We start from the raw sequence: 22292 nt of genomic DNA on the forward strand, positions 1-22292 counted from the left end.
AAAAAAACTCAAAACAAGCCGCCTCCGGGCGGTTTTTTTATACAGGATATCTAAATGAGCGATTCGTTTACTACGTCAGAACTGATTACCGCGACACAGCAGGTATTTAAGTTCAATCCTTTGTTTTTAAGACTGTTTTTCCGTGAGACCTACACGTTTACGAGCGAAGAGGTTTTTCTGGATAAAATCCCGGGAAAAGTGAACATGGCCGTGTATTGCGCGCCGATGATCACCGGCAAAGTTGACCACACTCGCGGCTATTCAACGAACCATTTCAAACCGGGTTACACGAAGCCGAAACACACGATCAATCCGAATATGAGCATTAAGCGCGCCGCCGGTGAGCAAATTGGTCAGCCGGAAACGCCGGTCGAACGTCGTGCAAAAATCATCATGCAGAACCTGCTCGACGAGGAACTCAGCATCAGTCAGCTCGAAGAGTTCCAGGCAGTGCAGGCGGTTCTGTACGGTAAATACACAGTCTCCGGCAGCAATATCGAGACCTATGAGATCGATATGAGCCGCAGCGCGACGAATAACGTCACTCAGTCCGGTTCGACAGCCTGGTCTACTCAGGACGCGGAAACGTATGACCCGAGCGACGATATCGAATCCTATGCAGACCTCGCCTCCGGTGCTGTTAACGTGATCATCATGGACGGTAAAGCCTGGAAGCAGTTGAAGCGCTTTAAAAAATTCTGGACGGCACTGGATACGCGCCGTGGCTCAAACAGCCAGCTCGAAGTCGCGCTGAAAAACCTGGGCGATGTCGTTAGCTTTAAGGGCTATTACGGCGACACGGCGCTGTTCGTTTACAAGGGGCAATATATTGACCCTGTAACAGGCATTGAAACGCGTTATATGCCGGATAACACGATGATCCTGGGCAACACAAAAAATCGCGGACTCCGCACGTATGGCGCGATTCAGGACGAAGACGCGCTGAAAGAGGGGATCTGCGAGGCCACGCGCTATCCAAAAGTCTGGACGACGACCGGTGATCCGGCAGTGACGCAGACAATGACTCAATCCGCGCCAGCAATGGTGCTCACGGACGCTGATGCGTTCGTCGTCGTAAAAATCGCGTAAGAGCCGAAAGGCTCTTTTTAAGGAATCAACATGAGCACAAAAACAGAATTGCTGGCGCGCATCGATGATCTGAGCGCCCAGCTTGGTCGCGAATTACCGCGTAGCGGGACTATTGCGGAACTGGAATCAATCGTCGCCGGCGCTGAGTCAGAGCTCGATATTCTGAACGAGCAATCCGGCGACGAGAGTGATGCCGACACTAATGCAAGCGCATCAGATGATGGTGACGGTGCCGAACAACCGTCAATCGCGAGCACGACGTCACAACCAGAACTGTCCCCCGCCACGCGCCGCGTCAGACTGCGTAACACGCTGGACGTTTATCACTACGTGAACGGGCGTCGCGTTCGCGAGATTGTTGCTGCTGGCCGGGAAATTGTTGTTGATTCACCGGAGGTTGCAGACCTCATCGCAGCTGATCACGTTTACGCGCTATGAGCTACTACGATGACCTCCGGGCTGGCGACGAGGAGATGATCCGTGAGTGGGGACGGCCCGTTAAATTACGCGGTAAAACCGACCCTATTATCGCTATTTTCAACGAGCCTTACGCGCGCGTTGACATTCCTCACGCTGGTTTTATTACCGGTACAGTAACGAGCCTGACAGCGCTTTCAGACGACGTCGCTGGCGTTGTTGCGCGTGACGTTGTCCAGGTCCCAAAGCAGCGCAGTATCGCTGCTGACGGCTCTGTTACCTGGTCTGACTGGACCGATTACGTGGTTAAAGAGCCTCAACCGGATGGCATCGGTCTCACGAATATTTTTTTAGAGCCTCACACGTCCAGCGAAAACAGCGAGTATTCAAAATACTAAGTGGGACCGCGGTCCCACTTAAGGGGGAACCGTGGCCGATTTACGTAGTAACGCGCAGATGTTCGATATCGATGTTTCGGCGCTGGAGCAGCTCAGAGTCGAAATCAGCGCGACGCAACATCAGATGCTGATGGCATACAACAGAGCGCTGAACCGAACTGCAAAGCATATGCACCGAATTTCAGCAGGAATGATTTTGACTGCACTGGCAGCTAAAAATCATAAGGCCGTAAATAAACGAATCAAACCGTTCATTAAGCGCCGCAATTTTACAAAAGAAGGGGCAGGAGATCTGAGTAGCGTAAAACTCTGGTACGGCCTGAACGATTTCCGTGTATCTGAGCTAAAGGGGCGATTACAAAATCCCAGGAAGCAGAAGCAGCCTCGCAATCCAGAGACCGGTCAATTTTTGAAAACAAAAAAAGGCGCTCGAGGGGCGGCTTTTACACCCAAAAGTGCAGGGCTGGCGATGATGAGTTGGCCAGATTCATTCGTAGCTAAGCGCTACGGTGCGAAAAGTGTCTGGATTCGGCTGGCTCGCGGAGGAATCGAAGAGGCTCGCGTACCTGTGCACGACGCGCTGGAGGATGCTATCGATGATTATATTTTTGAAAACATTGGCTCTGTTTTTATGGGCTTTTTTGAGAAAGATTTACGCGGTCGAGTGAAAGGTAATGTCCACGTAGACCCAAAAACAGGGAAACGATTATGAGCGGGCTGGATGCATTTGACGAATATCTTGATCGCGTTAAAGGCGCGGTTTTACAAATACCGTTCATCAAAACATTCGGCATTTATCCAGAAATTCCGGCAGGATTTGAAACGCCAGCTCTGTTCCTGGAAATCAGCAACTGGTCACAGAGTGACGAAGCTGTTCCAGGCTCAATTCAGTCAGTCGAGCTGTCGTGTAATTTGTATTTGCTGCGTGAGTTTGCTGCAGATCAGTACGGACTGAAATCGCAGAATGCAGCGCTCTATATGACGAGCTGGATTGATGGGCGAATGTTCGGTCCCGGAACTAAACCGGCAAAATTCAGCGACGCGGAACCGTGTGACTGGATTAAAAACGGGCAGTCAGTCGGTTCGCATTCAGTTCAGTGCGTGTCGTTCACGCAGGTTGTCGGCGTTGGTCCCGATATTTTCGATTACCCATCACAGGGAACCCTGAAAAATTTATATGTCGGAATAGCGCCAGATATCGGCGCAGAACATGAGGGCGACTACTATGGCCCAATCGGACGATGAATATGCTGCAGCGGAGAACGCGCGCAGGCTGCGTGACGCAGTTAAACGAGGCACGATAGCTGCAGTTAAAATGAATCCTCCCCGCTGCCGAGTCTCATTTGGTGGCGAACACCAGTCAGGCTGGCTGCAGTGGTTTACTCACGCCACCTCAGAACGCGTCGACTGGAGCGCACCATCAGTGGGCGATCCCGTTACTGTTGTTTCTGAGGGTGGGGACACGCGGAACGGCGTAGTTATGCTCGGGCTGCACATTGACAACAAAGCTCCGCCCAGTAATGACCCCCATGATCATGTCACTGCATACTGTGACGGGGCTACGATGACGTATAACACAAAAAATCACACTCTGACATGGCAGGGCGTACCGGACGGCGTAGTAAAAATACTCGGTGAGTCTGAAATAGAAATATTCGGACGTGCAGACGTTACTATTAATAGCGAAAACGTTGTCAATATTCACGGTGGAAAATTAATTAACGCAGACGCTGACATTATTAATGTGACAGCAACAGACACAATTAACGCACATGCTGATTTAGTGAACGTTATAGCAACGAGTTCTGTTAGTGTTACTGCTGCGAACAGAATATCGCTGACAGCTCAAACAATCAGTGCGTGGGCTCCGGGTGGGATAACACTAGCTGGTCCAACGCATATCACCGAGACATTAATTGTAGATAAATTAGCGACATTCCGTAACGATATTTCTGTCACTGGAGATAACGGTGGAACAGGTAATATCACAACTCGCGGTAGTGTGTTAGCAGGACAAGAGGTGCAGGATCGACAAGGCACAATAACTGAAGTCCGCACAACGTATAACGGACACACTCATACATGCCCGGACGGGGAAACACAACAACCGAACCAACCAATGGCGTAAATATGCTTGGAATGGACCGTAACACTGGTAAACCTTTATCCGGGGTTGACCACATTTGTCAGTCTATCGTTGATATTTTAACGACCCCGCTGGGAACCCGTGTAATGCTGCCGGAATATGGGAGCAAATTATTTGACCTCGTTGATAATCCCACAGATCCATCACTGGCTATACGGATAATCATGGAAAGTGCTGGCGCAATAGCACGCTGGGAACCACGCGTCAGAATTGACAGAATAAATGTGTTAGCAGTGGATATCGGGAAAATAACAATATTAATTATCGCAACAGATATCGAAACACAACAGCGATTAGAGTTTAATAATATGGAGCTGATATTTTGATAACATCAACAGTTCAGAACTCGATAGTGAAAACTATTGATATGAGTCTGCTGCCGCCGCCAGCATTCGTTAAAACCCCGTTATTTTCAGATGTTAAATCTAATCTACTGTCAGAGCTGCAGATATTATATCCACAATTTAACGCACTCCTGGAGTCAGACCCGGCAGTTAAACTGCTGGAAATAGTTGCATACAGAGAAATCATTATTACAGCTCGGGTAAATCAGGGGATGCTCGCTGTATTGCTCGCGTTTGCAAAAGGGACTGACCTCGACCAGATTGGCGCTAATTTTGACTGCCTGCGGCTGTTGATAACGCCAGCTAATCCCGACTCAGTCCCCCCGACTGAAGCGGTTTACGAGAGTGACGACGAGTATCGTCATCGCATACAACTATCATGGTACGCGCGTAATACTGCCGGCAGTACAAACGCGTATAACTATTTCGCGCTATCGAGTGATCCCGATGTTCTGTCAGCGCAGGCATACGGCCCGCCTGTGACTCAGCCAGGGTACGTCGATATGTACGTTTTGTCCCGGACAGGCGACGGTGTACCCCCGCAATCACTACTGAATACAGTGAATGCGGCCCTGTCTCCTGACGACACTCGGCCACTAACTGATTTCGTGACCGTAAAACCTGCGTCGAACCTGAATTACCGGGTTGAGGCCGTTATCGTAGCGGGGCTCGGTCCCGACCAGAACGTATTACTCAACGGCGCGCAGAGCGACCTGGCGGTCTACGTGACCACGCAACATAAAATCGGGGCAACAGCAGCCCTGTCGGGAATTTACGACGCAATACATCGTGACGGCACCGAACGTGTGATTCTGATATCGCCGACAGAGGACGTCATTGCAGGTGTCGGACAGGCACCATATTGCACCGAAATTAAACTCAGCGTACAGATGGGGTGACAATGACGAGCCAGAGTGTACTGCCTCCTAACGCAGTAACACCAGAAAGAGCGCTGGAAGCCGTTTTATCTCACGTCGGCGATCTGCCTGGCGATATTCGAATTATTAAGAATCCCGATTTGTGTCCTGCAAATCTGTTGCCGTGGCTTGCGTGGGAATACGCCGTCACCTACTGGAACCCCGACTGGAGCGAGCAGCAAAAACGCGAAATTATTAAAGCAGCTGCGTGGCAGAACAAGCACCGCGGAACGCGTGGAGCTGTTGAACGAGCGTTATTAACAGTTGGATTTGAGAGCAAAATAAGAGAGTGGTTCGAAGCCGCGCCCAGGGACGACCCGTATACATTCGCAATTAAAATATATCTGCTAAAAAATATGGGGTTAGATTTAGAGCTATTGAATACATTTATTGCACAAATATTTGATGCAAAAAATTGTTGCTCTTTATTAAAAGAAATAAATTTCGAAACAGGTGTGGAAGGGGAATTTTTTATAGCTGGAACTCCTTACACAAAAATAGGCGTAAATATACCGGCAGATGGTGATGGTGGCGTGAAATTAAATGGCGGATTATATATATCAGGCTCGCCAATCGTGAGTCTGTTAGTGGAGATTGGACCCAATGGCTAAATTAAAATCAAATCTGAAAGCTAACGCGAGCCAAGTTTATGCGGTGCTGACAGACCGTGGCGCGCAATTAGAAGCTGCGGCGCTGGCGTCAGGCGTGCCGGTAGTGCTAAATAAATTCGTTATTGGTGACGCGAACGGAAATGACGACGTAACACCAGACCCGGCCAGAACGGCATTAATTCACGAGACGTATCGCGGAGATATTAAATCGTCAGAAAATAGCGGTAATCAGGTCATTTTTACACTGTACGTACCGCCGGAAACCGGCGGTTATACCATCCGCGAGGTGGGGATATTAACAGATAAAGGGGAACTGTACTCAGTTGCACGTTCACCGGATATTTTAAAACCTACGGACAGCAACGGCGCGCTGATTTCAATCACGTATAAATACACTCTCGCGGTGTCCAGCACGTCTACTGTTAACGTTGTTATTGATAACAGTAGCGGAATGAGCCAGGCAGATGCCGATAAACGATATTTGCAGATAGGTAAAAATTTATCTGAAATTAAAGATAAAGGCACGGTGGCGCAAAAAACGGCGCGAGAAAATATCGGCGTAAATCTTGATAATTATTACACCAAAGAAGACGTTGATGATTTAATTGATGCTAACGATGACCCTGCACCGGCGGTGCCTGCGTTTGCAGCTGTCGGCTCAGTTGTTTATGCTGGATTTACATTCGATAACTCTACTGTAATGCACTATAAACCTGGTGATCAGTTACAAGGTTCGATAATTTCCCCTGCATGCATTCAATGGAAATATACCGGAGGTGTCGGCTCTATGAGCGAAGCCACGCTTACGCTAACTTTTGGAAGTGAGCCATTGCCTGGTATTTGGCAATTGTGCGGACTGATCCCCCAGAGCTATGAGCCATCTTCCGGGGCTGGTGAAGATATCTATACTGGCAAATTTGCAACTAATTTCACGAGGATAGCGTAAAACAAATGATAACAATTGATAACTTTTCAAATATAAAAACACAGCGCTATTCCAGCGCATCGAATAACAGTATTGATATTGTCTGTGACATACAAGGGATCGGTAATGCTATTTTATTTACTGCATCTAAAACAGACTCCACATTATATGGCCGAGAGTTATACGAGCGCGCCGCTTGCGGTGAATTTGGTGATGTTGCTGAATATGTGGCTCCAATTATAATCGAATCAGGAGAGTAAAATTAATGAGCACTAATTTTTTGCACGGCCCCCGCACGCTTGAATACGACGACGGCACAAAAGAGATCAGCGCGGTAGATATTTCGGTTATCGGGATTGTTGGTACTGCACCGGATGTTGGGCTGGGAGGAAGAGCTTCATTAACATGGGGGTCACCCTTGTCAGATAATGTGGTGACATTTCTCCCGGTTTATTCAGGGAGTTACGGAAATAAATTTGCAGTTGAAATTATTAAGAAGGGCATTTCTGGAATTAAATACGGATATAACACGTTACCGGACGGGACAATAAAATTAACGCTCGGAACAGATAGCACAACAACGCCAGAGGTGCTGTCACAAGACGTTCTGACTCACAATGAGGGACGGAACGCGGAGGATTATATTTTTGTAGCGTTGGATGAGGCCAGTAAAAATGATGGAATTGTTTATCAGATGCCCGTCACGAGCCTGACGGGCGGTTCTGACGCTCCATTTCCAGTCAACATACCCACACTAATTGCAGGTAGTCAGAAAAAAGCGGCGCTCCTGGGTGCAGCAGGCACTCTCCCCGCAGCCATCACTGATATTTTAAATCAGACAGATGCGCTAATTGTTGTTGTTCGCGTAGACGAAAACACAGACGCGACAAAAGAGCGTGAGAACGTAATCAACGGCATTAACGCTATGTTAACATCGGGACAGATAAACCAGGTGACTCCACGAATTTTGATTGCACCTGATTACAGTGCTAATGACGACGTCGCTGCCGCGCTGGAGGTAGTCACAAATAAATTACGTGGAGTCGGCTATATTGATTCTCCACGCACGGCATCGCCCGCAGACGTCGTTAACCGCCGCCATAAATATAGCGCGCGCATGGAAATACTACGCCCGCGTGTGTTTTCAGCTGGCGATCTCAGTGATCTGTCCCGTCCATATTCAGCTATCGCCGCTGGTTTACGAGCCAGAATTGATAATGAAAAAGGGTTTTGGTGGAGTAAGTCGAATCAAAATATTTATGGAATAACAGGGCTTGAACAAGTCGACGATTTTATTATTGGTGAGACAAACTGCACAGCGAACCTACTGAACGCCAGCCAGGTCAGCACCATTATTCGCTACGATGGATTCCGGCACTGGGGTAACTATCTGTGCAGTCTGGATCCACAATGGTCGTTTGAATGCGTTCGTCGGACAGCTGACGTAATTGAAGATTCTATAGCCCGGGCAATGATGACAGATTTTATTGATCGCCCGATAGACCTGCATCTCGGAACAGACGTTGTCGAGTCGATAAACGCATATCTGCACAAATTAGAGGAGCAGGGTGCGATTAACGGAGGGCGTGCGTGGTTAGACGGTGAGCTGAATACAAAAGAAAGTCTGGCCGCTGGCAATCTTTATATTAATGTTGATTTTGGTCCGAAATCTCCGGCACAAACAATTACGTTAATGTACCGTATTAATAATGACTATACAGTTGAGGCACTGGCCTCCCTTTTTAAAGAAACAGCCTGATAATTTGGAGATTAAATATGTCAGACAGCAACGCTTACCGCGCGTTTGCGCTATTCGTGCAGGGCGAACGGGTTTTAAATTGTACTGAATATACTCCAGTAGATATGAAAATAATCGAAGACGAGTTTAAAACAGGCGCGATGGATACAGCTATCACTCTGGATGGGGGGATGGAGAAAATGTCAGCCAGTTTTAAAGTTTCAGGTTCTGATTCTGCTGTTATGAGCTATTTCGGGTTAATACCGGGAGTGAAGACGCGGTTTGAAATTCGTAGTGCGTACACAGACTCTTACGGAATAAACTTTGAGCGCATTGATACCTATGAGGGGCTTATTACAGCAATCACTGATGATGCCCAGGGGACTGATTCTAAATCGTCAGTGGGGCAATCAGTAACGATTGCGCCGAGCTATTATAAACGAGTTCAAAATGGACGAATTATTTACGAAATTCATCCTGCAAAAATGAAACGCGTTATCAATGGTGTTGATGTTCTTGCGGGCGTCGCTCGAATCCTTCATGTATATTAAAAGGTAAGTAAGATGGAATCATTATTAGACAGTATGACTATTACGCTCTCTCGACCATTTATTATTAAGGGCGAGAGCTGCGATACAATTACTATTCGCGAACCAAAATTACGCGACCGCATTATGTTCAGTAACGATAAAAGCGGTCTTGAAGAGCGGACAGCGACAATGCTGGCGCGCCTGGCAAATCTGGAGAGAGAGGATTTATATGCGCTCCCCGCGTGCGATTACGATCAACTGGAGGCCGCGTTTAACGAACTGGTAAAGCACCCGAAAGACCGACATCAGATATAGTAATTCTGATTCCGTTTATTGCGAAAAAACTTGCCATCCCGCCCGATACGCAAATGGACCTGCCGTATCGGGTTTTTAATTTCTATGTAAACGAGGTCATGAAAACCGATGGCTATTTCTCAAAACTTTAAAACGCAGGTTGTATTTGGGGGGCGAATAGACCCGTCGTTTCGGCGCGGTACAACAGAACTCAACGATGCAATTCGGCAGACGTCGTCTACTGTCGGGAAATTAACGAAAAGCCAGGATAAATTAAAAGACAAAATCGCAGCAATGAAACTGGCGGGTAAAGACGTTTCTGATTTATCTGCTCAGTATCAAAAGCTGGACCGTCGGATAAAAGCGACAACACAGGACCAGGAAGCTCTGAATACTCAGCTCGCCAAAAAACAGCGGCTGGAGAAGTGGACGGGGCGCGCAAAAGGGGCTGCAAAATGGGGAGGGCGAGCGGCTGCAAGAACGATAAAGGCAACAGGAAAAGGTATCAAATGGGGGGCGCTGGGGGCCGTGGGTCTGCTCGGCGGCGCGGCTGCTGGCGCGCTGGCAATGAATGCAGAGACGTCAGAAAAACTCGGTCTGGCGAAGTCCTACGGTGTTGGCATCGAAAAATACGCTGCGTGGGAAAATATTGGTAAAGCTGCAGGGCTGAATGGCGAAAACGTAGGAGATCTGTCGGAGGAGTTGACTAATAAAATCGGGGAGGTTGGAAACGAAAAAAACCTGAACCCCATGCTGTTTCAAATTGGCTTGACAAAAAAACGGATGGCTAAATGGGATCGAGAAAAACAGTTCAATGAAGTTATGCGGCGTATCTCTGAAATGAAGGATGATCAACAGGCGGCGAGTCTGGCTGATCAGCTAATGGGGGGGGAGGCTAATAAAATAATGACCTATATGCGTGCGACTGGTAAAAGCTGGGAGCAGACTATGTCGGACGCTCAAAAATCAAACCTGCTAACGAAAGAAGGGGCTGAGGGTGCAGCGCGCGCGCACGTATCCGTCACGAATCTGTGGGGGGCAATCACATCGGGGCTGGCAGATACTCTCGGGAAAATCGGAGGGGAACTCGCGCCGACGTTTGACGCTATGCGAGACGGGCTGGCATCCTGGTTTAAAGAGAATCAAGGGGGGGTTGTTGATAGTATTAAAGAATGGGTTAAGCCAGAAAACATGAAAAAACTTTGGGAGGGGATAGTCAGTTTTGGCGAGGCGTGCGTTAAATTCGGAAAAATAATTTGGGCAGTCGTAAAAAAACTGGAGTGGTTAATACCGGACGAGAAAACAGACGAGGAACAGCACGTATATAACGAAGAATATAATAAAGCGTATCAGGAATTCATGGATAGTGGTGGTAAATATTCACCGAACCCAGGACTGGCAGCAGATAATGTAGCAAAAGCAAAAGCCGACGACGCCGTGGATAATATGCGACACCCTGAACGTCTTGCTCGTGCAAAATCACAGGCTGAATCAATGCTCTCGTTTGCTAACCCGTTTACTGGATTAATAAATAAAGACTCAACGCCTGAATCACAAAACTCAGCAACGTTGAATATTGACGCGCTGAGACAGGCAGTCGCAACTCCAGCGCCAGAGCAAAACAATAAAATTGAAATCAATATTATCGGAGCGGCAGATCCACAATCAACACAGCAGGCTGCTGCATCGGGTGTGCTCGACGGGCTGAGACAAGTTGCGAGTTCGTACAACCGTGGTGCAATGTTTGATAAACCAGCGGCGGCGGGGTGACAATGAGTGATGCAACAAACGGTGCTGAGGACATTATGCTCGGCTTGGGTGATTTCATTTTTGCTATATCAACAATAGCGTACAACAAACTGCAACGTAGTGACGCCTGGCGCTGGGCTCAGCAAACACGGTTCGGAAAAAACGACGCATTGCAGATAACCGGACGACCGAACCCCACAATCACGATCGATGGGAAAATAAATGCCTTATTCCTTGATGGGTGCGGCATTGGCTTGTTAACAGATTTGCGGGCACTGGGGAACTCGGGAGAACCCCAGCAACTGGTGCTGGGGACCGGGGAGGTGAAGGGGTACTGGGTTATCAGGGAGTTAACAGAAACGCAAAACAGTTTTCTGAAAGGAGGGACCCCAAAATCGCAGGACTTTTCACTCACGCTCGAATATTACGGAGCTTCGCTGGATTGAACTTCTTGCGGTTTTTTATCACCGAGAGCGGACCACAGCAACAGAATGATCCACATCAAAAATATCCATCCGAATAATATATTCAGAATAACGACCATTGCGCAGCTTTTATGTCCCCTTATTAGAGCAATTACTAACGGTATTACGTATAAAATGATGGATATTAACGGGTTCGCCATTAACCATATATACAGAGCGATAACCCACGCAAATAATTCCATTTGAGGCATCATAATCATGATTACATATACGACGCGGGACGGTGACCGTCTCGATCAAATCTGCTTTGCGGTCTACGGGAGAGCGTCAAAAACGACAGAGACTGTTTTATATCAGGTTTCGAATTACGGCGTAACTGATATGTGTGCCGTGTTTCGTGCTGGAGAAAAAATTGTTTTACCAGAAATCGAACCAGAACCGGTTAAAAAAGAAACGCAATTATGGGATTGATGAATGAGTGATTACGTAAATACTGGCGTGGAGGCGTGGAAACCTAATTTTTATATATCTGCTGATAATAAAAACATCACGGATAAAATAAGAAACGGGTTAATCAATATCACGCTGACAGATTACGGCGGCTCCAGTAAACAGACAGACGAACTCCGCGTAGCAATAGTTTCTGAAACTCTGAAAATTCCGGCCCGTGGAGTGAAAATTAGCATTGGGCTCGGTTTCGGTAATCAGATAATTGATAAAGGGATATACATCGTTGACGGTGCTAGCAGTGGCGGTGAACCCCGGGTAGTTGATTTCACAGCAAAAGCGGCTCCGATGAACGCGGCAAAGGGCTCTCCGACAGTTCAGAGCAAAAAGACGCGCTCATGGAGCGACGTCACCGTCAGCGATATCGTTGCGACAATAGCGAGCGATAACGGGCTGAAACCTCGCGTATCAAAGCGGTTTGCAGACAATGTTATCACGCAACTCGATCAGGTCGGCGAGTCAGATATGCACCTGATGTCGCGGCTCGCAACGAGATTCGATGCGGTGAGTAAACCCGCGGGCGGGTACTGGATATTCCTGCCGCGCGGCGCGGGCGAATCTGTTAGCGGAGCACCGCTTCAGCACTACACGCTCACGCGTCGTGATAACTCCAGCTGGGGTTATTCGAGAAATGGACAAAACGGCGATAGTGGCGGAGGTGGCGAAAATTCGGAGCCGACATATCTGATCAAATACCACGATACGGCAACAGGGCAGATCAAGGAGCTGCGCACAGGCAGTGGTGGTGATCCTGTCATTGAATGGCCGGCAGTTGAGCCGTCGCTCGACGCAGCGAAAGAGGCCGCGCCGGGGCTAAAAGGCGGTGCGGCTAAAAAAGAGTTTTCCATGACGTACACAACGCCAGCAACGCTCGATTTAGTATCGCTGACTGCAGAATGCAAAGTCACAACACAAGGGTTCGGGACAGAGGAGGACCGAGACTGGACAATCAATACGTTGACGCTGACGCTGGCTGAAAACGGATTCTCTGCGCGACTGTCGCTGGAGTAAATGAAATGGCAATAATATCGGGTGTATACGCAAATGGGCTCGGTGAGCCCGTTGTCGGCGTTCAGTTAGTATTAACAGCACGGGTCACGAGTTCACGCGTAGTAATGACCACTGTTGTAGAGCAAGAAACAGGCGCGGCGGGTGAGTACAAATTTGATATGAAGCCCGGAGTTTACGTTGTCACTGCCAGTGCGGCATATCTCGGCGTGATTAACGTTAACCCGGACAGTGTTGACGGCACATTAAACGACTATCTAACCAATTTTAGCGCAGACGAAATGACACCAGTTGCGCTGGCGGAGATTCAAGAGCTAGTATCGGCTGCGAAAAATGCTGCAGCAGCAGGCGCCAGCGCCAGTGCGGCGCACACATCTGAAACTAACAGCGCGAACAGCGCAGCAGCAGCAGCAGCGGTAGCCGCCAGTCTTGACTCGTCAAAATTCGCAAAACTCGATAAGGAAAATGAATTTCTGGAAAAAAACAAATTCAAAAAATTGGCGACATTTTTGTTGGGTGCCACGTTTGACTCACCGGCGACATTTAATAACAATATCCAGATAGGGAAAAATTCAGCAGGCAACACAAATACAGCATCATGCTATACTGACTTTGATTTATACTTCGGTCGTTCTGTCCGAATATATTCCACTACAGTTGACGGGGTCAAAAAAAACGGTCAATTAGCATTTTGGAGTCCCGGAGGAATATTTCCTGACGCATATATAGAACGCAAGGAAAATTCTTATTTGCAGATTTACGATCACAACGCCTCTAGCCTAAAAATTGACTTTCCCTACGGTGCTGCAAATGGTCTGCAATACGTTGGGGCTGATAGGATTGCCCGATCAATATTTCATGATGGGCATCTCCCGCCCGCAGCAGCTGTAGTGAGTAAACTACCCACAGGAGCAGAACCTAAGACCGCATTTTACTTCATCAGCGGAGACGAAAAACTTTATTTTGCATACGGAAATAAAAAATATTATATACCCGTGATCATTGATGATGATTGATTTTGTAACGACAGAGGATCATGCTACGTAACATGAAAATTTTCATCACCGATCTACAAAAAGCAGAGCTTGAACGTCTTCGCGATACCAGTTGTGACAGGCGGGCAAGGTGACAGCGGATCGTCCGCTGATATACCGTGTATGATACGGGTCAAACGATGAAAATGGCATTCACCCAACTGCGTTTTAACTGTGTTGGGATATGCGATTTTATTCGCATATCCCTTGGGGCAATTGACGATACTGCCAAATGACCATTATTTTACGCGTGGCCTTGATGTTGTGCACATGAGAGATTTATATTCTTTCAAACCTGATTATCCCATTGATTTAATTATACTTTCGTATGGTCTCGAAAACCGGAGTAGGGGCAACTCTACCGGGGGTTCAAATCCCCCTCTCTCCGCCACTTTATCAAAGACTTATCTCCCAACTTCCCGCCTTGCTTTTCCTAAACAGAACAATCGTAGAATATTCTTGAAGGGTTAGATCGTCACTGTTTTCTGTTCGATACTGTGACATTCAGCACTTGATTCGCTATGGATCTGACAGGAAGCTTTCGAGCGAAAATGTGCAGTTATTCAGTCGTTTTCTTATCGCTCACCATTATTCTTTTAGACATTCATCCTATGAAACTGCCGCAAAGTTGGTGGTGGGAACTGAAGTTGCGTAGAGAAGGGGTCAATAATTGAGTCAAAAAAGGAACGCGGCCGTCAGATTAAAGCCGCGGGACAAAGTCCATAATTTCCAAGAGTTGTTGAATTTCCCAGCTTTTTTGAAAGCCTTTGTATCATACTAACAAGTAAAAAAGGTTTAAATACCAAAATTAACCTGTATTTTTGATAAGTCTTACCATTGTACGATTTACACAGTTTCTGCTCCTCCTTGTTGATAGTGGAAAGGGTGCATTGTGCACTTGCGTAAACATTTATGACGCGTTGATGTCCATGGTTCACATTTCCTTGTCAGGGGATCGACTTATTTGCGGCGAGGCATCATTCGTAACAGAGTATTATCTTTCTGAATGTAGTGATGAAAGAGTGCTGCGCCAGCGTGAGCTGCGATTAAAAAGTAACCTATATTTGCCCAGGTTTCGTGAATATTTTTTATCAGTGCTTTAATTTCGCTGTTTGGGGTAACAAAGGGAGACACATTGAAACCAAGGAAACTCCACGATTTTCCACTGTAAGCCATCAAAGCAATCCCCAGCAGAGGAAGTGCAAGGAAGGTTATATAAAGCATGATGTGCATTAGCGAAGCCGCTTTCATTTGCCAGGCAGGTGGCGGTGGCACAATAGAAGGATCACTATAACGGTGTTTTATAATCAGGCGTGAAAACATTAACACCCAAACGAATATACCCGCATTGTAATGTGTTTCTCGCATCAGCAGATAAGTACTACTACCTTTAGGAAACCAGCCACGGAGTTCCATCGCGGCATAGGTTATTGCAACGAAAAGCAGCGTTATCCAATGTAAATAAATTTGAGTTTTTGAGAATCGGTTCATTTTTGTAGCTCCTGTAATTTTTACAGTCAAGCTATCCCACGAACCTTAAAAAATCCTTATACAGATGTGGTTTTAAGAATTTGTTATTTAAAAAATTGATAGTGCACATTGTAACCAGCCAATATAAGCAATGGCGTGAGCACAGGTATCTTTCTCTGTTGGCCGTATTGTGTATGGAATCCGTTATTGGTTAACTCAATGCGGGTTAGCTTATTAATATACAGACACGTCATAGTGATGAGCGTGTCTGTAGCTAGCTTGCGTTCAGTGGCGTTTGTGGATGGACCAGTGGCAGTTATGATGACTTACTAAAGCGGCATCGAGGCGTTATCATGAGAATACTCAATGAGACATCATTTCCTCGACCACTTCTTCGCTACTCAACTGATATGGATAATACGTTGGCCAGTTTTCCATTTCATTTAATAAAGATTGCTGTGAATCATTACCCATAAAAATGTGAAAATGAGATGATTTTCGTGGTGCAATTATATGATCGCTAAATTGTATATATTTAGGGGCTTTGCTTTCAGGATCTTTACATTCGAATAAGTAACGAACGCCTTTCTTGCCTGATTTATAGGTGAGTATTTTGTATCCATCGTAATCATATTTACAGGATGTTGTTTCATTATTTCTATGGAATTCAACAATGCCGTCCTCAATGCCAATCATCTCGATATCTGTTGCATAACCTTTGTGATAATAATCTTTAATTTCAGCAAATGTTTTAGTTTTATCTGCATCCGCTTTCTTCTGAAAGACGGGGTCAAGTTTGCCACTTTGCAGTAAAGGATAAACGGATTGCCAGACTCCATCCCAGTCACTGAGCGTTCGGTTTTGTACATTGGCATCATCAAAAACACCATTAGCAGCTTTTTGTTCGACCTCTGTTAAGGGTTTGCCGTGTGAGTGATGACCATGCGAAAAGGCAGGAGCGCTAACAATAAAGACACCTAAAGCAACAGCCAGTTTGTGAAGACGAATCGCCAAAACAGTTTCCTCCAGAGTCATTGTATATGATGTGTAATGTTATATTGTAACATATGGCAAAATGCAACAACTCTTAGGAGATGAGAGCATAGTTTTCTCAGGTGTAATTATCTATCTTATTGAAATAAAATGAATTATATTGATAATTTGAGGTTGATGACAAACGAAACATAACCTGATGTGATCTGCGTAGGCCGGATAGGGCGCTCGCGCCGCATCCGGCAGGGATAACGCGTACTTTGTCGGCAATATGAAGTTATACAGATAATTTGTTGTGAACCTGCTTGCGTAACCGGTTAAAAAGGGAACGCAACTTCTTATACCGTAAGGCTAAAAGCAGTACAGCCAGCCCAGCGTAGATGAGCGGTTGCGGTGAAATAATCTTCACTGACCACAGATAATGTATTGGGGCCAGGATCGCGACAAGATAGACGAAATTATGCAACTGTTGCCAGTGCTTGCCGAGTTTTCGCTGCATCGCCTGGGTTGAAGTAAACGCTAAAGCAAGCAAAATAACCCAGCTGATAATTCCTAACGTTAAATAAGGCCGGGTAATTAACTCCTTGCCTAATAACGCCAGATTATTCACGCCCAGCTCCAGCAATGCGTAACTGGTTAAATGCAGTGTCGCCCAGGCAAAGCACCATAAGCCTAACAGGCGGCGAGTGCGTATCAATAACGGCTGTTTTGCGTAGCGTGCCAGAGGTGTGATTAACAAGGTCGCCAGCAAAAATTTCAGTGCAGTGCGACCGGTAAAATGCTGAATATCTTTCACCGGATCGGCACCCAGTCCACCGTGATTGATCGCCCAGACCAGCCAGAGAAACGGCAACAATCCGGCAAGATGCAGGCTAACTTTCAGCCATGTCACCTGTTTTGCTGTCAGACGCATTCAGAAATTCTCCCGCAAATCCAGGCCACGATACAGCGATGCCACCTGGTCGGCGTAACCATTAAACAGTAGCGTTGGCTGGCGCTGAACATCGAGGATGCCGCCTGAACCAATAAATCGTTCGGTAGCCTGTGACCAGCGCGGGTGATCAACATGCGGATTAACGTTGGCGTAAAAACCGTATTCGTCAGGCGCTGCCAGATTCCAGGTGGTTGGCGGACGCTCGCGGGTCAGCTTAATACTGACTATCGATTTAATCCCTTTAAAGCCATATTTCCACGGCACAATCAGTCGTACCGGCGCGCCATTTTGTGGCGGTAACGCCTTGCCATAAACACCCACGGTCATCAGTGTGAGCGGATGCATTGCTTCGTCGAGACGCAATCCTTCGACATAAGGATATTTCAGCCCGCCGCCGATAAAGCGGTCCTGCTGGCCTGGCATTTGTTCCGGTGCATAAATTGTTTCGAAAGCGACATACTTCGCATTGCTGGTGGGTTCGGCAAGCGCCAGCAATTTGTGCAGCGGAAAACCAATCCACGGCACCACCATCGACCATGCCTCTACGCAGCGCATACGATAAATACGCTCTTCCAGCGGGAAGCGACGGGTTAAATCATCGTGATCGAGGGTCAATGGTTTTGCCACTTCGCCGCTGATTTTCAGTGTCCATGGATCGGTTTTCAGGCTACCAGCATTAGCGGCGGGATCGGCTTTATCCAGCCCGAATTCATAGAAGTTGTTATAACCGGAGACTTTATCTACTGGCGTCAGTGGCAGGTTATTTTGCCAGGCGGCAGGCTTGCTGAACTCCAGCGGTTTTCCGGCGGGGGCGGGCGGGCGATCGTTCCCTTTAAACCAGCTAAGCAGATCGGCATGCGCAGCGTGAGGCAAAGAAAGTGCAGCTGCGCTGATGCCCAGTGCTTTTAACACCTGTCGACGCTTCATAAAGAATACCGACTCGGCCGTAACATCTGATTCTTTTAAAAATTGCTTCTTTTTCATAAGCCATCACACTTTTTTGTCGTTAGCCAGCAAGAGCCGTTTACTGTTAATCTGTCAGGGAGTGTCCTCCCTAACAGTAGCAGAGATCTGCTTTTACATATTTATGCATTAACTGCCACGATAGGTTGAATACCCATATTGGCTAAGTAATAAAGGCACATGATAATGCTCGTTCACTTTATTAATATGAAATTCAACGGGGATCTCAGGGAAGAAACTTTCAAGATTTTGTTTCTTGAAATAGTCCCCGGTTTTAAATACGACACGGTAATCGCCCGTAGTTGCAGTTTGCTCGGGCCACAGTGCCTTAATTCGTCCATCCTTATCTGTTTTGGCGGTATTAAGTTGTAACCAGCCGTTGTCCGCTTTCTTTTCAAGAGTGACTGTCACGTCGGCAGCGGGTTTTCCGGTTTGCTGGTTCAAAATGTGCACGCTAAGAATGTTTTGTTGTGCGGCATAAACCAAAGAAGGTAATGAAAATGCTGCCGTTACTACGGAGAGTACTAAATAACGCTTTAACATGTTTATATCCTTGTCATGTGAATGAGTTTTGAGGATAGCGAAAAAGCGGCCAGGGTAACCTTACAGCAGCATTACAATTTTGTAATGAACCAGGCTGTTTCTATAACATATGATTTATGGCATATTATTTTCATGAAGATTTTACTTATTGAAGATAATCAAAGGACCCAGGAGTGGGTAACGCAGGGGCTTTCCGAAGCGGGTTATGTCATTGATGCCGTTTCTGATGGCAGAGATGGGCTTTATCTTGCGCTGAAGGATGATTATGCATTGATCATTCTGGATATTATGCTTCCGGGTATGGATGGCTGGCAGATCTTACAAACGTTAAGAACAGCAAAGCAAACCCCTGTTATTTGCCTTACTGCAAGGGATTCTGTCGATGACAGAGTCAGAGGGCTGGACAGTGGAGCAAATGATTATCTGGTAAAACCTTTTTCATTTTCTGAGTTGCTGGCAAGGGTTCGGGCACAATTAAGGCAACATCACGCTTTGAATTCAACATTAGAAATCAGTGGCTTAAGAATGGACTCTGTAAGTCAAAGTGTGAGCAGGGACAATATCAGTATTACACTGACGCGCAAGGAGTTTCAGTTACTTTGGCTACTGGCCTCCAGAGCTGGCGAAATTATACCCAGAACGGTTATTGCGAGTGAAATTTGGGGAATCAACTTTGATAGTGATACCAATACGGTGGATGTCGCCATTCGCAGGCTCCGCGCAAAAGTTGATGATCCTTTTCCTGAAAAGCTAATCGCCACAATCCGGGGGATGGGCTATTCATTCGTAGCGGTAAAAAAATAATGAAAAGATTATCTATAACCGTCCGTTTAACCTTGCTTTTTATATTGCTGCTGTCTGTTGCTGGCGCTGGAATTGTCTGGACTCTCTATAATGGCCTGGCAAGTGAGTTGAAATGGCGCGATGATACAACACTCATTAACCGGACAGCACAGATCAAGCAGTTGTTAATTGATGGGGTAAATCCAGATACGTTACCTGTATACTTTAACCGGATGATGGATGTTAGTCAGGATATCTTGATCATTCATGGTGATAGCATCAATAAAATTGTTAACCGGACAAATGTCAGTGATGACATGTTAAATAACATACCTGCTAGTGAGACAATCAGCGCAGCTGGCATTTACAGAAGCATTATTAATGATACTGAGATTGATGCTTTACGAATTAATATTGATGAAGTTTCGCCATCATTAACGGTTACTGTGGCTAAATTGGCTTCAGCCAGACATAACATGCTTGAACAGTATAAAATTAATAGCATTATAATTTGCATTGTCGCCATTGTACTTTGCTCAGTATTAAGTCCGCTGTTAATCAGAACGGGATTACGAGAGATCAAAAAGTTGAGTGGTGTAACGGAAGCGCTGAATTATAACGATAGCCGGGAGCCTGTTGAGGTTAGCGCATTACCGAGAGAACTAAAACCTCTTGGGCAGGCGTTGAATAAAATGCATCAAGCCTTAGTCAAAGATTTTGAACGCCTAAGTCAATTTGCTGACGATCTCGCTCATGAACTTAGAACGCCCATTAATGCATTACTGGGTCAGAATCAGGTTACGCTCAGTCAAACCAGAAGTATCGCTGAATATCAAAAAACAATTGCCGGTAACATTGAAGAGCTGGAAAATATTTCGCGGTTAACAGAGAACATACTGTTTCTTGCCCGGGCAGATAAAAACAATGTTTTGGTGAAACTGGACTCGCTTTCTCTCAATAAGGAAGTCGAAAATTTGTTGGATTATCTTGAATACCTTTCAGACGAGAAAGAGATTTGCTTTAAGGTCGAGTGCAATCAGCAAATCTTTGCGGATAAAATTTTACTGCAACGAATGTTATCGAATCTTATTGTTAATGCCATTAGATATTCACCAGAAAAATCGCATATTCATATAACCAGTTTTCTTGATACCAACGGCTATCTTAATATTGATGTCGCCAGTCCTGGAACGAAAATTCATGAGCCTGAAAAACTCTTCCGTAGATTTTGGCGGGGAGATAATTCGCGTCATTCCGTAGGTCAGGGACTAGGCCTTTCTTTAGTCAAAGCGATTGCCGAATTACATAGGGGAAGTGCTACGTATCACTATCTCAATAAGCATAATGTGTTCCGGATTACGTTACCGCAAAGAAATTAACATAGGGCTTCAGTACGCCATAAATTAACCGTGAAAAAACGCAGCCACGTCGTGAGTACTAACGCGGCTGCGATTGATTAGCGCTTACATTCAAACGTAACAGGGATTAACCCGCGTAAGCTGCCAGCATTTCCTGCGCCGCCAGTTTACCCAACGCATTCGCTGCAAAAGGACTGTCGCCGGTGAGAACTTTACGGTCCTTATGTACTCGCCCGGTGATGTCGTCATTAATAATGTTCATGCCCATTTTCTTCAGCTCTTCGCCGAAGTACCAGGTGAGATGACCCGGCATATAGCCTATCTCTGGCGTTTGTTTGTCTGCGGCGTCTGGGAATGCGCAAATGGAATAACCATTCAGTGGGTTATTGCCGTGGCGAAGCGCCAGAAAAGCCGCCGGGCCGTGGCAAAGGGAGATAACAAAACGGTCATTTTTGATTGCCCACTGCAAAGCAGCAGCTACGTCCTGGCTTTCTGGTAAACCAATAAGTGCGCCATGACCACCAGGAACAAAGATTGCTGCATATTCGCTATCAGCGTTGAGGCTGGCGACAACATCCGCGAGTTTCTTCGGATTGCGGAACAACGATTTATGTTGCTCAAAGAATGGCATTACTTTTTCATCTTTGTGCGGCATAGCCCAGTATTCAAACTTGGTCATCAGACCGGAAATGGTCGCCACTTCGAATTCGAAACCTGCAGCATGGAGATGATACAACGGCAGCAACGTTTCAATCGGATGGTTACCGGTCGAGAACAGTTTTCCGTTATCGGTTGGCAAATAACGTTCGTCCGCGGCGATCACCAGAATTTTATGCTTACCGCGATACGGTTTTGGATAGTCCACGCCATCAAGATCAGAGACGGGACTGGTATATTGGCTAAGCGAATATTCTGAAGGGAAGAATGCATTATCTTCAGCAATATCGACCTGCGGATTTTTACTTGTTTGAACAGTCATAGTGTATTCCTTATTGTTGCTTAGTTAGGGTAGTCACTATATTTGCGACTGAGCTGGTCGCTATTTTTAACCAGTCTGGAAAATTGAGTCAATATATCGAAAGCGGTAGTCGGCGGGTGTAAGTATGTAATGATGAC

General features: G+C 46.4%; 27 protein-coding genes. 21 read left to right on the forward strand and 6 right to left on the reverse strand.

The window, feature by feature from the left end; genetic code table 11:
• Window positions 1–54 precede the first annotated feature (54 nt).
• The 19 genes from HGD79_RS00880 to HGD79_RS00975 all read left to right on the forward strand — a co-directional run bounded on the left by HGD79_RS00880 (window position 55) and on the right by HGD79_RS00975 (window position 14114).
• Window positions 55–1089, forward strand: a complete 1035-nt coding sequence (locus tag HGD79_RS00880; protein ID WP_168848246.1) for a major capsid protein — start codon at window positions 55–57, stop codon at window positions 1087–1089.
• A 30-nt stretch (window positions 1090–1119) separates the two neighbouring features.
• Entirely contained in the window at window positions 1120–1527 is a 408-nt protein-coding gene (gene gpFI, locus HGD79_RS00885) for a DNA-packaging protein FI (protein ID WP_039264474.1), read from the forward strand.
• Window positions 1524–1904 carry a hypothetical protein gene (locus HGD79_RS00890; RefSeq protein WP_168848247.1) on the forward strand — a complete coding sequence of 127 codons (381 nt, stop codon included), beginning with the start codon at window positions 1524–1526 and terminating at the stop codon, window positions 1902–1904. The genes gpFI and HGD79_RS00890 overlap by 4 nt, the downstream gene beginning before the upstream one ends.
• A gap of 31 nt (window positions 1905–1935) precedes the next feature.
• The gene (locus HGD79_RS00895) at window positions 1936–2616 is read left to right on the forward strand and encodes a hypothetical protein (RefSeq protein WP_168848248.1); all 681 of its coding nucleotides are present in this window, start codon (window positions 1936–1938) and stop codon (window positions 2614–2616) included.
• Window positions 2613–3149 carry a hypothetical protein gene (locus HGD79_RS00900; RefSeq protein WP_139496440.1) on the forward strand — a complete coding sequence of 179 codons (537 nt, stop codon included), beginning with the start codon at window positions 2613–2615 and terminating at the stop codon, window positions 3147–3149. The genes HGD79_RS00895 and HGD79_RS00900 overlap by 4 nt, the downstream gene beginning before the upstream one ends.
• Complete coding sequence (locus HGD79_RS00905; protein ID WP_039264469.1) at window positions 3130–4032, forward strand: phage baseplate assembly protein V; 903 nt, start codon at window positions 3130–3132, stop codon at window positions 4030–4032. Before HGD79_RS00900 ends, HGD79_RS00905 begins: the two co-directional genes overlap by 20 nt.
• Window positions 4033–4034: 2 nt before the next feature.
• Window positions 4035–4376 carry a GPW/gp25 family protein gene (locus tag HGD79_RS00910; protein ID WP_047621011.1) on the forward strand — a complete coding sequence of 114 codons (342 nt, stop codon included), beginning with the start codon at window positions 4035–4037 and terminating at the stop codon, window positions 4374–4376.
• Window positions 4377–4402: 26 nt separating this feature from the next.
• Window positions 4403–5293 carry a baseplate J/gp47 family protein gene (locus HGD79_RS00915; RefSeq protein ID WP_224695426.1) on the forward strand — a complete coding sequence of 297 codons (891 nt, stop codon included), beginning with the start codon at window positions 4403–4405 and terminating at the stop codon, window positions 5291–5293.
• A gap of 2 nt (window positions 5294–5295) precedes the next feature.
• Window positions 5296–5922 carry a phage tail protein I gene (locus HGD79_RS00920; protein WP_139496439.1) on the forward strand — a complete coding sequence of 209 codons (627 nt, stop codon included), beginning with the start codon at window positions 5296–5298 and terminating at the stop codon, window positions 5920–5922.
• The gene (locus HGD79_RS26460; protein WP_224695425.1) at window positions 5915–6868 is read left to right on the forward strand and encodes a phage tail protein; all 954 of its coding nucleotides are present in this window, start codon (window positions 5915–5917) and stop codon (window positions 6866–6868) included. The genes HGD79_RS00920 and HGD79_RS26460 overlap by 8 nt, the downstream gene beginning before the upstream one ends.
• A gap of 5 nt (window positions 6869–6873) precedes the next feature.
• Window positions 6874–7107 (forward strand): hypothetical protein, encoded by a 234-nt coding sequence (locus tag HGD79_RS00930; RefSeq protein WP_001559300.1) that lies wholly within the window; start codon window positions 6874–6876, stop codon window positions 7105–7107.
• Between the two features lie 5 nt (window positions 7108–7112).
• Window positions 7113–8606 carry a phage tail sheath C-terminal domain-containing protein gene (locus HGD79_RS00935; protein ID WP_168848249.1) on the forward strand — a complete coding sequence of 498 codons (1494 nt, stop codon included), beginning with the start codon at window positions 7113–7115 and terminating at the stop codon, window positions 8604–8606.
• 17 nt (window positions 8607–8623) lie between these two features.
• On the forward strand, window positions 8624–9136 hold the full coding sequence (locus tag HGD79_RS00940) for a phage major tail tube protein (RefSeq protein WP_039264464.1): 513 nt from the start codon (window positions 8624–8626) through the stop codon (window positions 9134–9136).
• A gap of 12 nt (window positions 9137–9148) precedes the next feature.
• On the forward strand, window positions 9149–9430 hold the full coding sequence (locus HGD79_RS00945; protein WP_000444666.1) for a phage tail assembly protein: 282 nt from the start codon (window positions 9149–9151) through the stop codon (window positions 9428–9430).
• A gap of 108 nt (window positions 9431–9538) precedes the next feature.
• Window positions 9539–11179 carry a hypothetical protein gene (locus HGD79_RS00950; protein WP_139496437.1) on the forward strand — a complete coding sequence of 547 codons (1641 nt, stop codon included), beginning with the start codon at window positions 9539–9541 and terminating at the stop codon, window positions 11177–11179.
• Between the two features lie 2 nt (window positions 11180–11181).
• On the forward strand, window positions 11182–11604 hold the full coding sequence (locus HGD79_RS00955; RefSeq protein WP_244461835.1) for a phage tail protein: 423 nt from the start codon (window positions 11182–11184) through the stop codon (window positions 11602–11604).
• Window positions 11605–11841: 237 nt separating this feature from the next.
• A complete protein-coding gene (locus HGD79_RS00965; RefSeq protein WP_047621003.1) occupies window positions 11842–12054 on the forward strand; it encodes a tail protein X in 213 nt (70 codons plus the stop codon).
• A 3-nt stretch (window positions 12055–12057) separates the two neighbouring features.
• Window positions 12058–13101, forward strand: coding sequence for a late control protein (locus HGD79_RS00970; RefSeq protein WP_139496435.1), 1044 nt, complete (start codon window positions 12058–12060; stop codon window positions 13099–13101).
• 5 nt (window positions 13102–13106) lie between these two features.
• On the forward strand, window positions 13107–14114 hold the full coding sequence (locus HGD79_RS00975; RefSeq protein WP_168848251.1) for a prophage tail fiber N-terminal domain-containing protein: 1008 nt from the start codon (window positions 13107–13109) through the stop codon (window positions 14112–14114).
• Between the two features lie 978 nt (window positions 14115–15092).
• Here the strand turns inward: HGD79_RS00975 and HGD79_RS00980 are convergent.
• From HGD79_RS00980 to hiuH, 5 genes are all read right to left on the reverse strand, one after another.
• Window positions 15093–15623, reverse strand: a complete 531-nt coding sequence (locus HGD79_RS00980; protein WP_001079074.1) for a cytochrome b — start codon at window positions 15621–15623, stop codon at window positions 15093–15095.
• A 342-nt stretch (window positions 15624–15965) separates the two neighbouring features.
• Window positions 15966–16616 carry a metal-binding protein ZinT gene (zinT, locus tag HGD79_RS00985; protein ID WP_001007759.1) on the reverse strand — a complete coding sequence of 217 codons (651 nt, stop codon included), beginning with the start codon at window positions 16614–16616 and terminating at the stop codon, window positions 15966–15968.
• 256 nt (window positions 16617–16872) lie between these two features.
• A complete protein-coding gene (gene msrQ, locus HGD79_RS00990; protein ID WP_001240105.1) occupies window positions 16873–17508 on the reverse strand; it encodes a protein-methionine-sulfoxide reductase heme-binding subunit MsrQ in 636 nt (211 codons plus the stop codon).
• Window positions 17509–18513 carry a protein-methionine-sulfoxide reductase catalytic subunit MsrP gene (msrP, locus tag HGD79_RS00995; RefSeq protein ID WP_000730130.1) on the reverse strand — a complete coding sequence of 335 codons (1005 nt, stop codon included), beginning with the start codon at window positions 18511–18513 and terminating at the stop codon, window positions 17509–17511. It lies immediately after the preceding gene.
• 108 nt (window positions 18514–18621) lie between these two features.
• Window positions 18622–19035: a hydroxyisourate hydrolase gene (hiuH, locus tag HGD79_RS01000; protein WP_000920132.1), complete on the reverse strand. Its 414-nt coding sequence runs from the start codon at window positions 19033–19035 to the stop codon at window positions 18622–18624.
• A gap of 132 nt (window positions 19036–19167) precedes the next feature.
• Here hiuH and hprR point away from each other — a divergent pair, with 132 nt between their 5' ends.
• The gene (gene hprR / locus HGD79_RS01005; protein ID WP_001339045.1) at window positions 19168–19839 is read left to right on the forward strand and encodes a response regulator transcription factor HprR; all 672 of its coding nucleotides are present in this window, start codon (window positions 19168–19170) and stop codon (window positions 19837–19839) included.
• A complete protein-coding gene (gene hprS, locus HGD79_RS01010) occupies window positions 19839–21197 on the forward strand; it encodes a two-component system sensor histidine kinase HprS (RefSeq protein ID WP_168848252.1) in 1359 nt (452 codons plus the stop codon). The genes hprR and hprS overlap by 1 nt, the downstream gene beginning before the upstream one ends.
• Before the next feature lie 106 nt (window positions 21198–21303).
• Here hprS and hchA read toward each other — a convergent pair whose 3' ends face one another.
• Window positions 21304–22155, reverse strand: a complete 852-nt coding sequence (gene hchA, locus HGD79_RS01015; protein WP_168848253.1) for a glyoxalase III HchA — start codon at window positions 22153–22155, stop codon at window positions 21304–21306.
• Window positions 22156–22292: the final 137 nt, after the last annotated feature.

Source organism: Escherichia sp. SCLE84 (assembly GCF_012584495.1).
GTDB lineage: Bacteria > Pseudomonadota > Gammaproteobacteria > Enterobacterales > Enterobacteriaceae > ECMA0423.

Coding starts and splice junctions, on each gene's coding strand:
- HGD79_RS00880 (WP_168848246.1), top strand. CDS start 55: ATGAGCGATTCGTTTACTACGTCAGAACTGATTACCGCGACACAGCAG.
- gpFI (WP_039264474.1), top strand. CDS start 1,120: ATGAGCACAAAAACAGAATTGCTGGCGCGCATCGATGATCTGAGCGCC.
- HGD79_RS00890 (WP_168848247.1), top strand. CDS start 1,524: ATGAGCTACTACGATGACCTCCGGGCTGGCGACGAGGAGATGATCCGT.
- HGD79_RS00900 (WP_139496440.1), top strand. CDS start 2,613: ATGAGCGGGCTGGATGCATTTGACGAATATCTTGATCGCGTTAAAGGC.
- HGD79_RS00905 (WP_039264469.1), top strand. CDS start 3,130: ATGGCCCAATCGGACGATGAATATGCTGCAGCGGAGAACGCGCGCAGG.
- HGD79_RS00910 (WP_047621011.1), top strand. CDS start 4,035: ATGCTTGGAATGGACCGTAACACTGGTAAACCTTTATCCGGGGTTGAC.
- HGD79_RS00920 (WP_139496439.1), top strand. CDS start 5,296: ATGACGAGCCAGAGTGTACTGCCTCCTAACGCAGTAACACCAGAAAGA.
- HGD79_RS26460 (WP_224695425.1), top strand. CDS start 5,915: ATGGCTAAATTAAAATCAAATCTGAAAGCTAACGCGAGCCAAGTTTAT.
- HGD79_RS00930 (WP_001559300.1), top strand. CDS start 6,874: ATGATAACAATTGATAACTTTTCAAATATAAAAACACAGCGCTATTCC.
- HGD79_RS00935 (WP_168848249.1), top strand. CDS start 7,113: ATGAGCACTAATTTTTTGCACGGCCCCCGCACGCTTGAATACGACGAC.
- HGD79_RS00940 (WP_039264464.1), top strand. CDS start 8,624: ATGTCAGACAGCAACGCTTACCGCGCGTTTGCGCTATTCGTGCAGGGC.
- HGD79_RS00945 (WP_000444666.1), top strand. CDS start 9,149: ATGGAATCATTATTAGACAGTATGACTATTACGCTCTCTCGACCATTT.
- HGD79_RS00950 (WP_139496437.1), top strand. CDS start 9,539: ATGGCTATTTCTCAAAACTTTAAAACGCAGGTTGTATTTGGGGGGCGA.
- HGD79_RS00955 (WP_244461835.1), top strand. CDS start 11,182: ATGAGTGATGCAACAAACGGTGCTGAGGACATTATGCTCGGCTTGGGT.
- HGD79_RS00965 (WP_047621003.1), top strand. CDS start 11,842: ATGATTACATATACGACGCGGGACGGTGACCGTCTCGATCAAATCTGC.
- HGD79_RS00970 (WP_139496435.1), top strand. CDS start 12,058: ATGAGTGATTACGTAAATACTGGCGTGGAGGCGTGGAAACCTAATTTT.
- HGD79_RS00975 (WP_168848251.1), top strand. CDS start 13,107: ATGGCAATAATATCGGGTGTATACGCAAATGGGCTCGGTGAGCCCGTT.
- HGD79_RS00980 (WP_001079074.1), bottom strand. CDS start 15,623: ATGAACCGATTCTCAAAAACTCAAATTTATTTACATTGGATAACGCTG.
- msrQ (WP_001240105.1), bottom strand. CDS start 17,508: ATGCGTCTGACAGCAAAACAGGTGACATGGCTGAAAGTTAGCCTGCAT.
- msrP (WP_000730130.1), bottom strand. CDS start 18,513: ATGAAAAAGAAGCAATTTTTAAAAGAATCAGATGTTACGGCCGAGTCG.
- hiuH (WP_000920132.1), bottom strand. CDS start 19,035: ATGTTAAAGCGTTATTTAGTACTCTCCGTAGTAACGGCAGCATTTTCA.
- hprR (WP_001339045.1), top strand. CDS start 19,168: ATGAAGATTTTACTTATTGAAGATAATCAAAGGACCCAGGAGTGGGTA.
- hprS (WP_168848252.1), top strand. CDS start 19,839: ATGAAAAGATTATCTATAACCGTCCGTTTAACCTTGCTTTTTATATTG.
- hchA (WP_168848253.1), bottom strand. CDS start 22,155: ATGACTGTTCAAACAAGTAAAAATCCGCAGGTCGATATTGCTGAAGAT.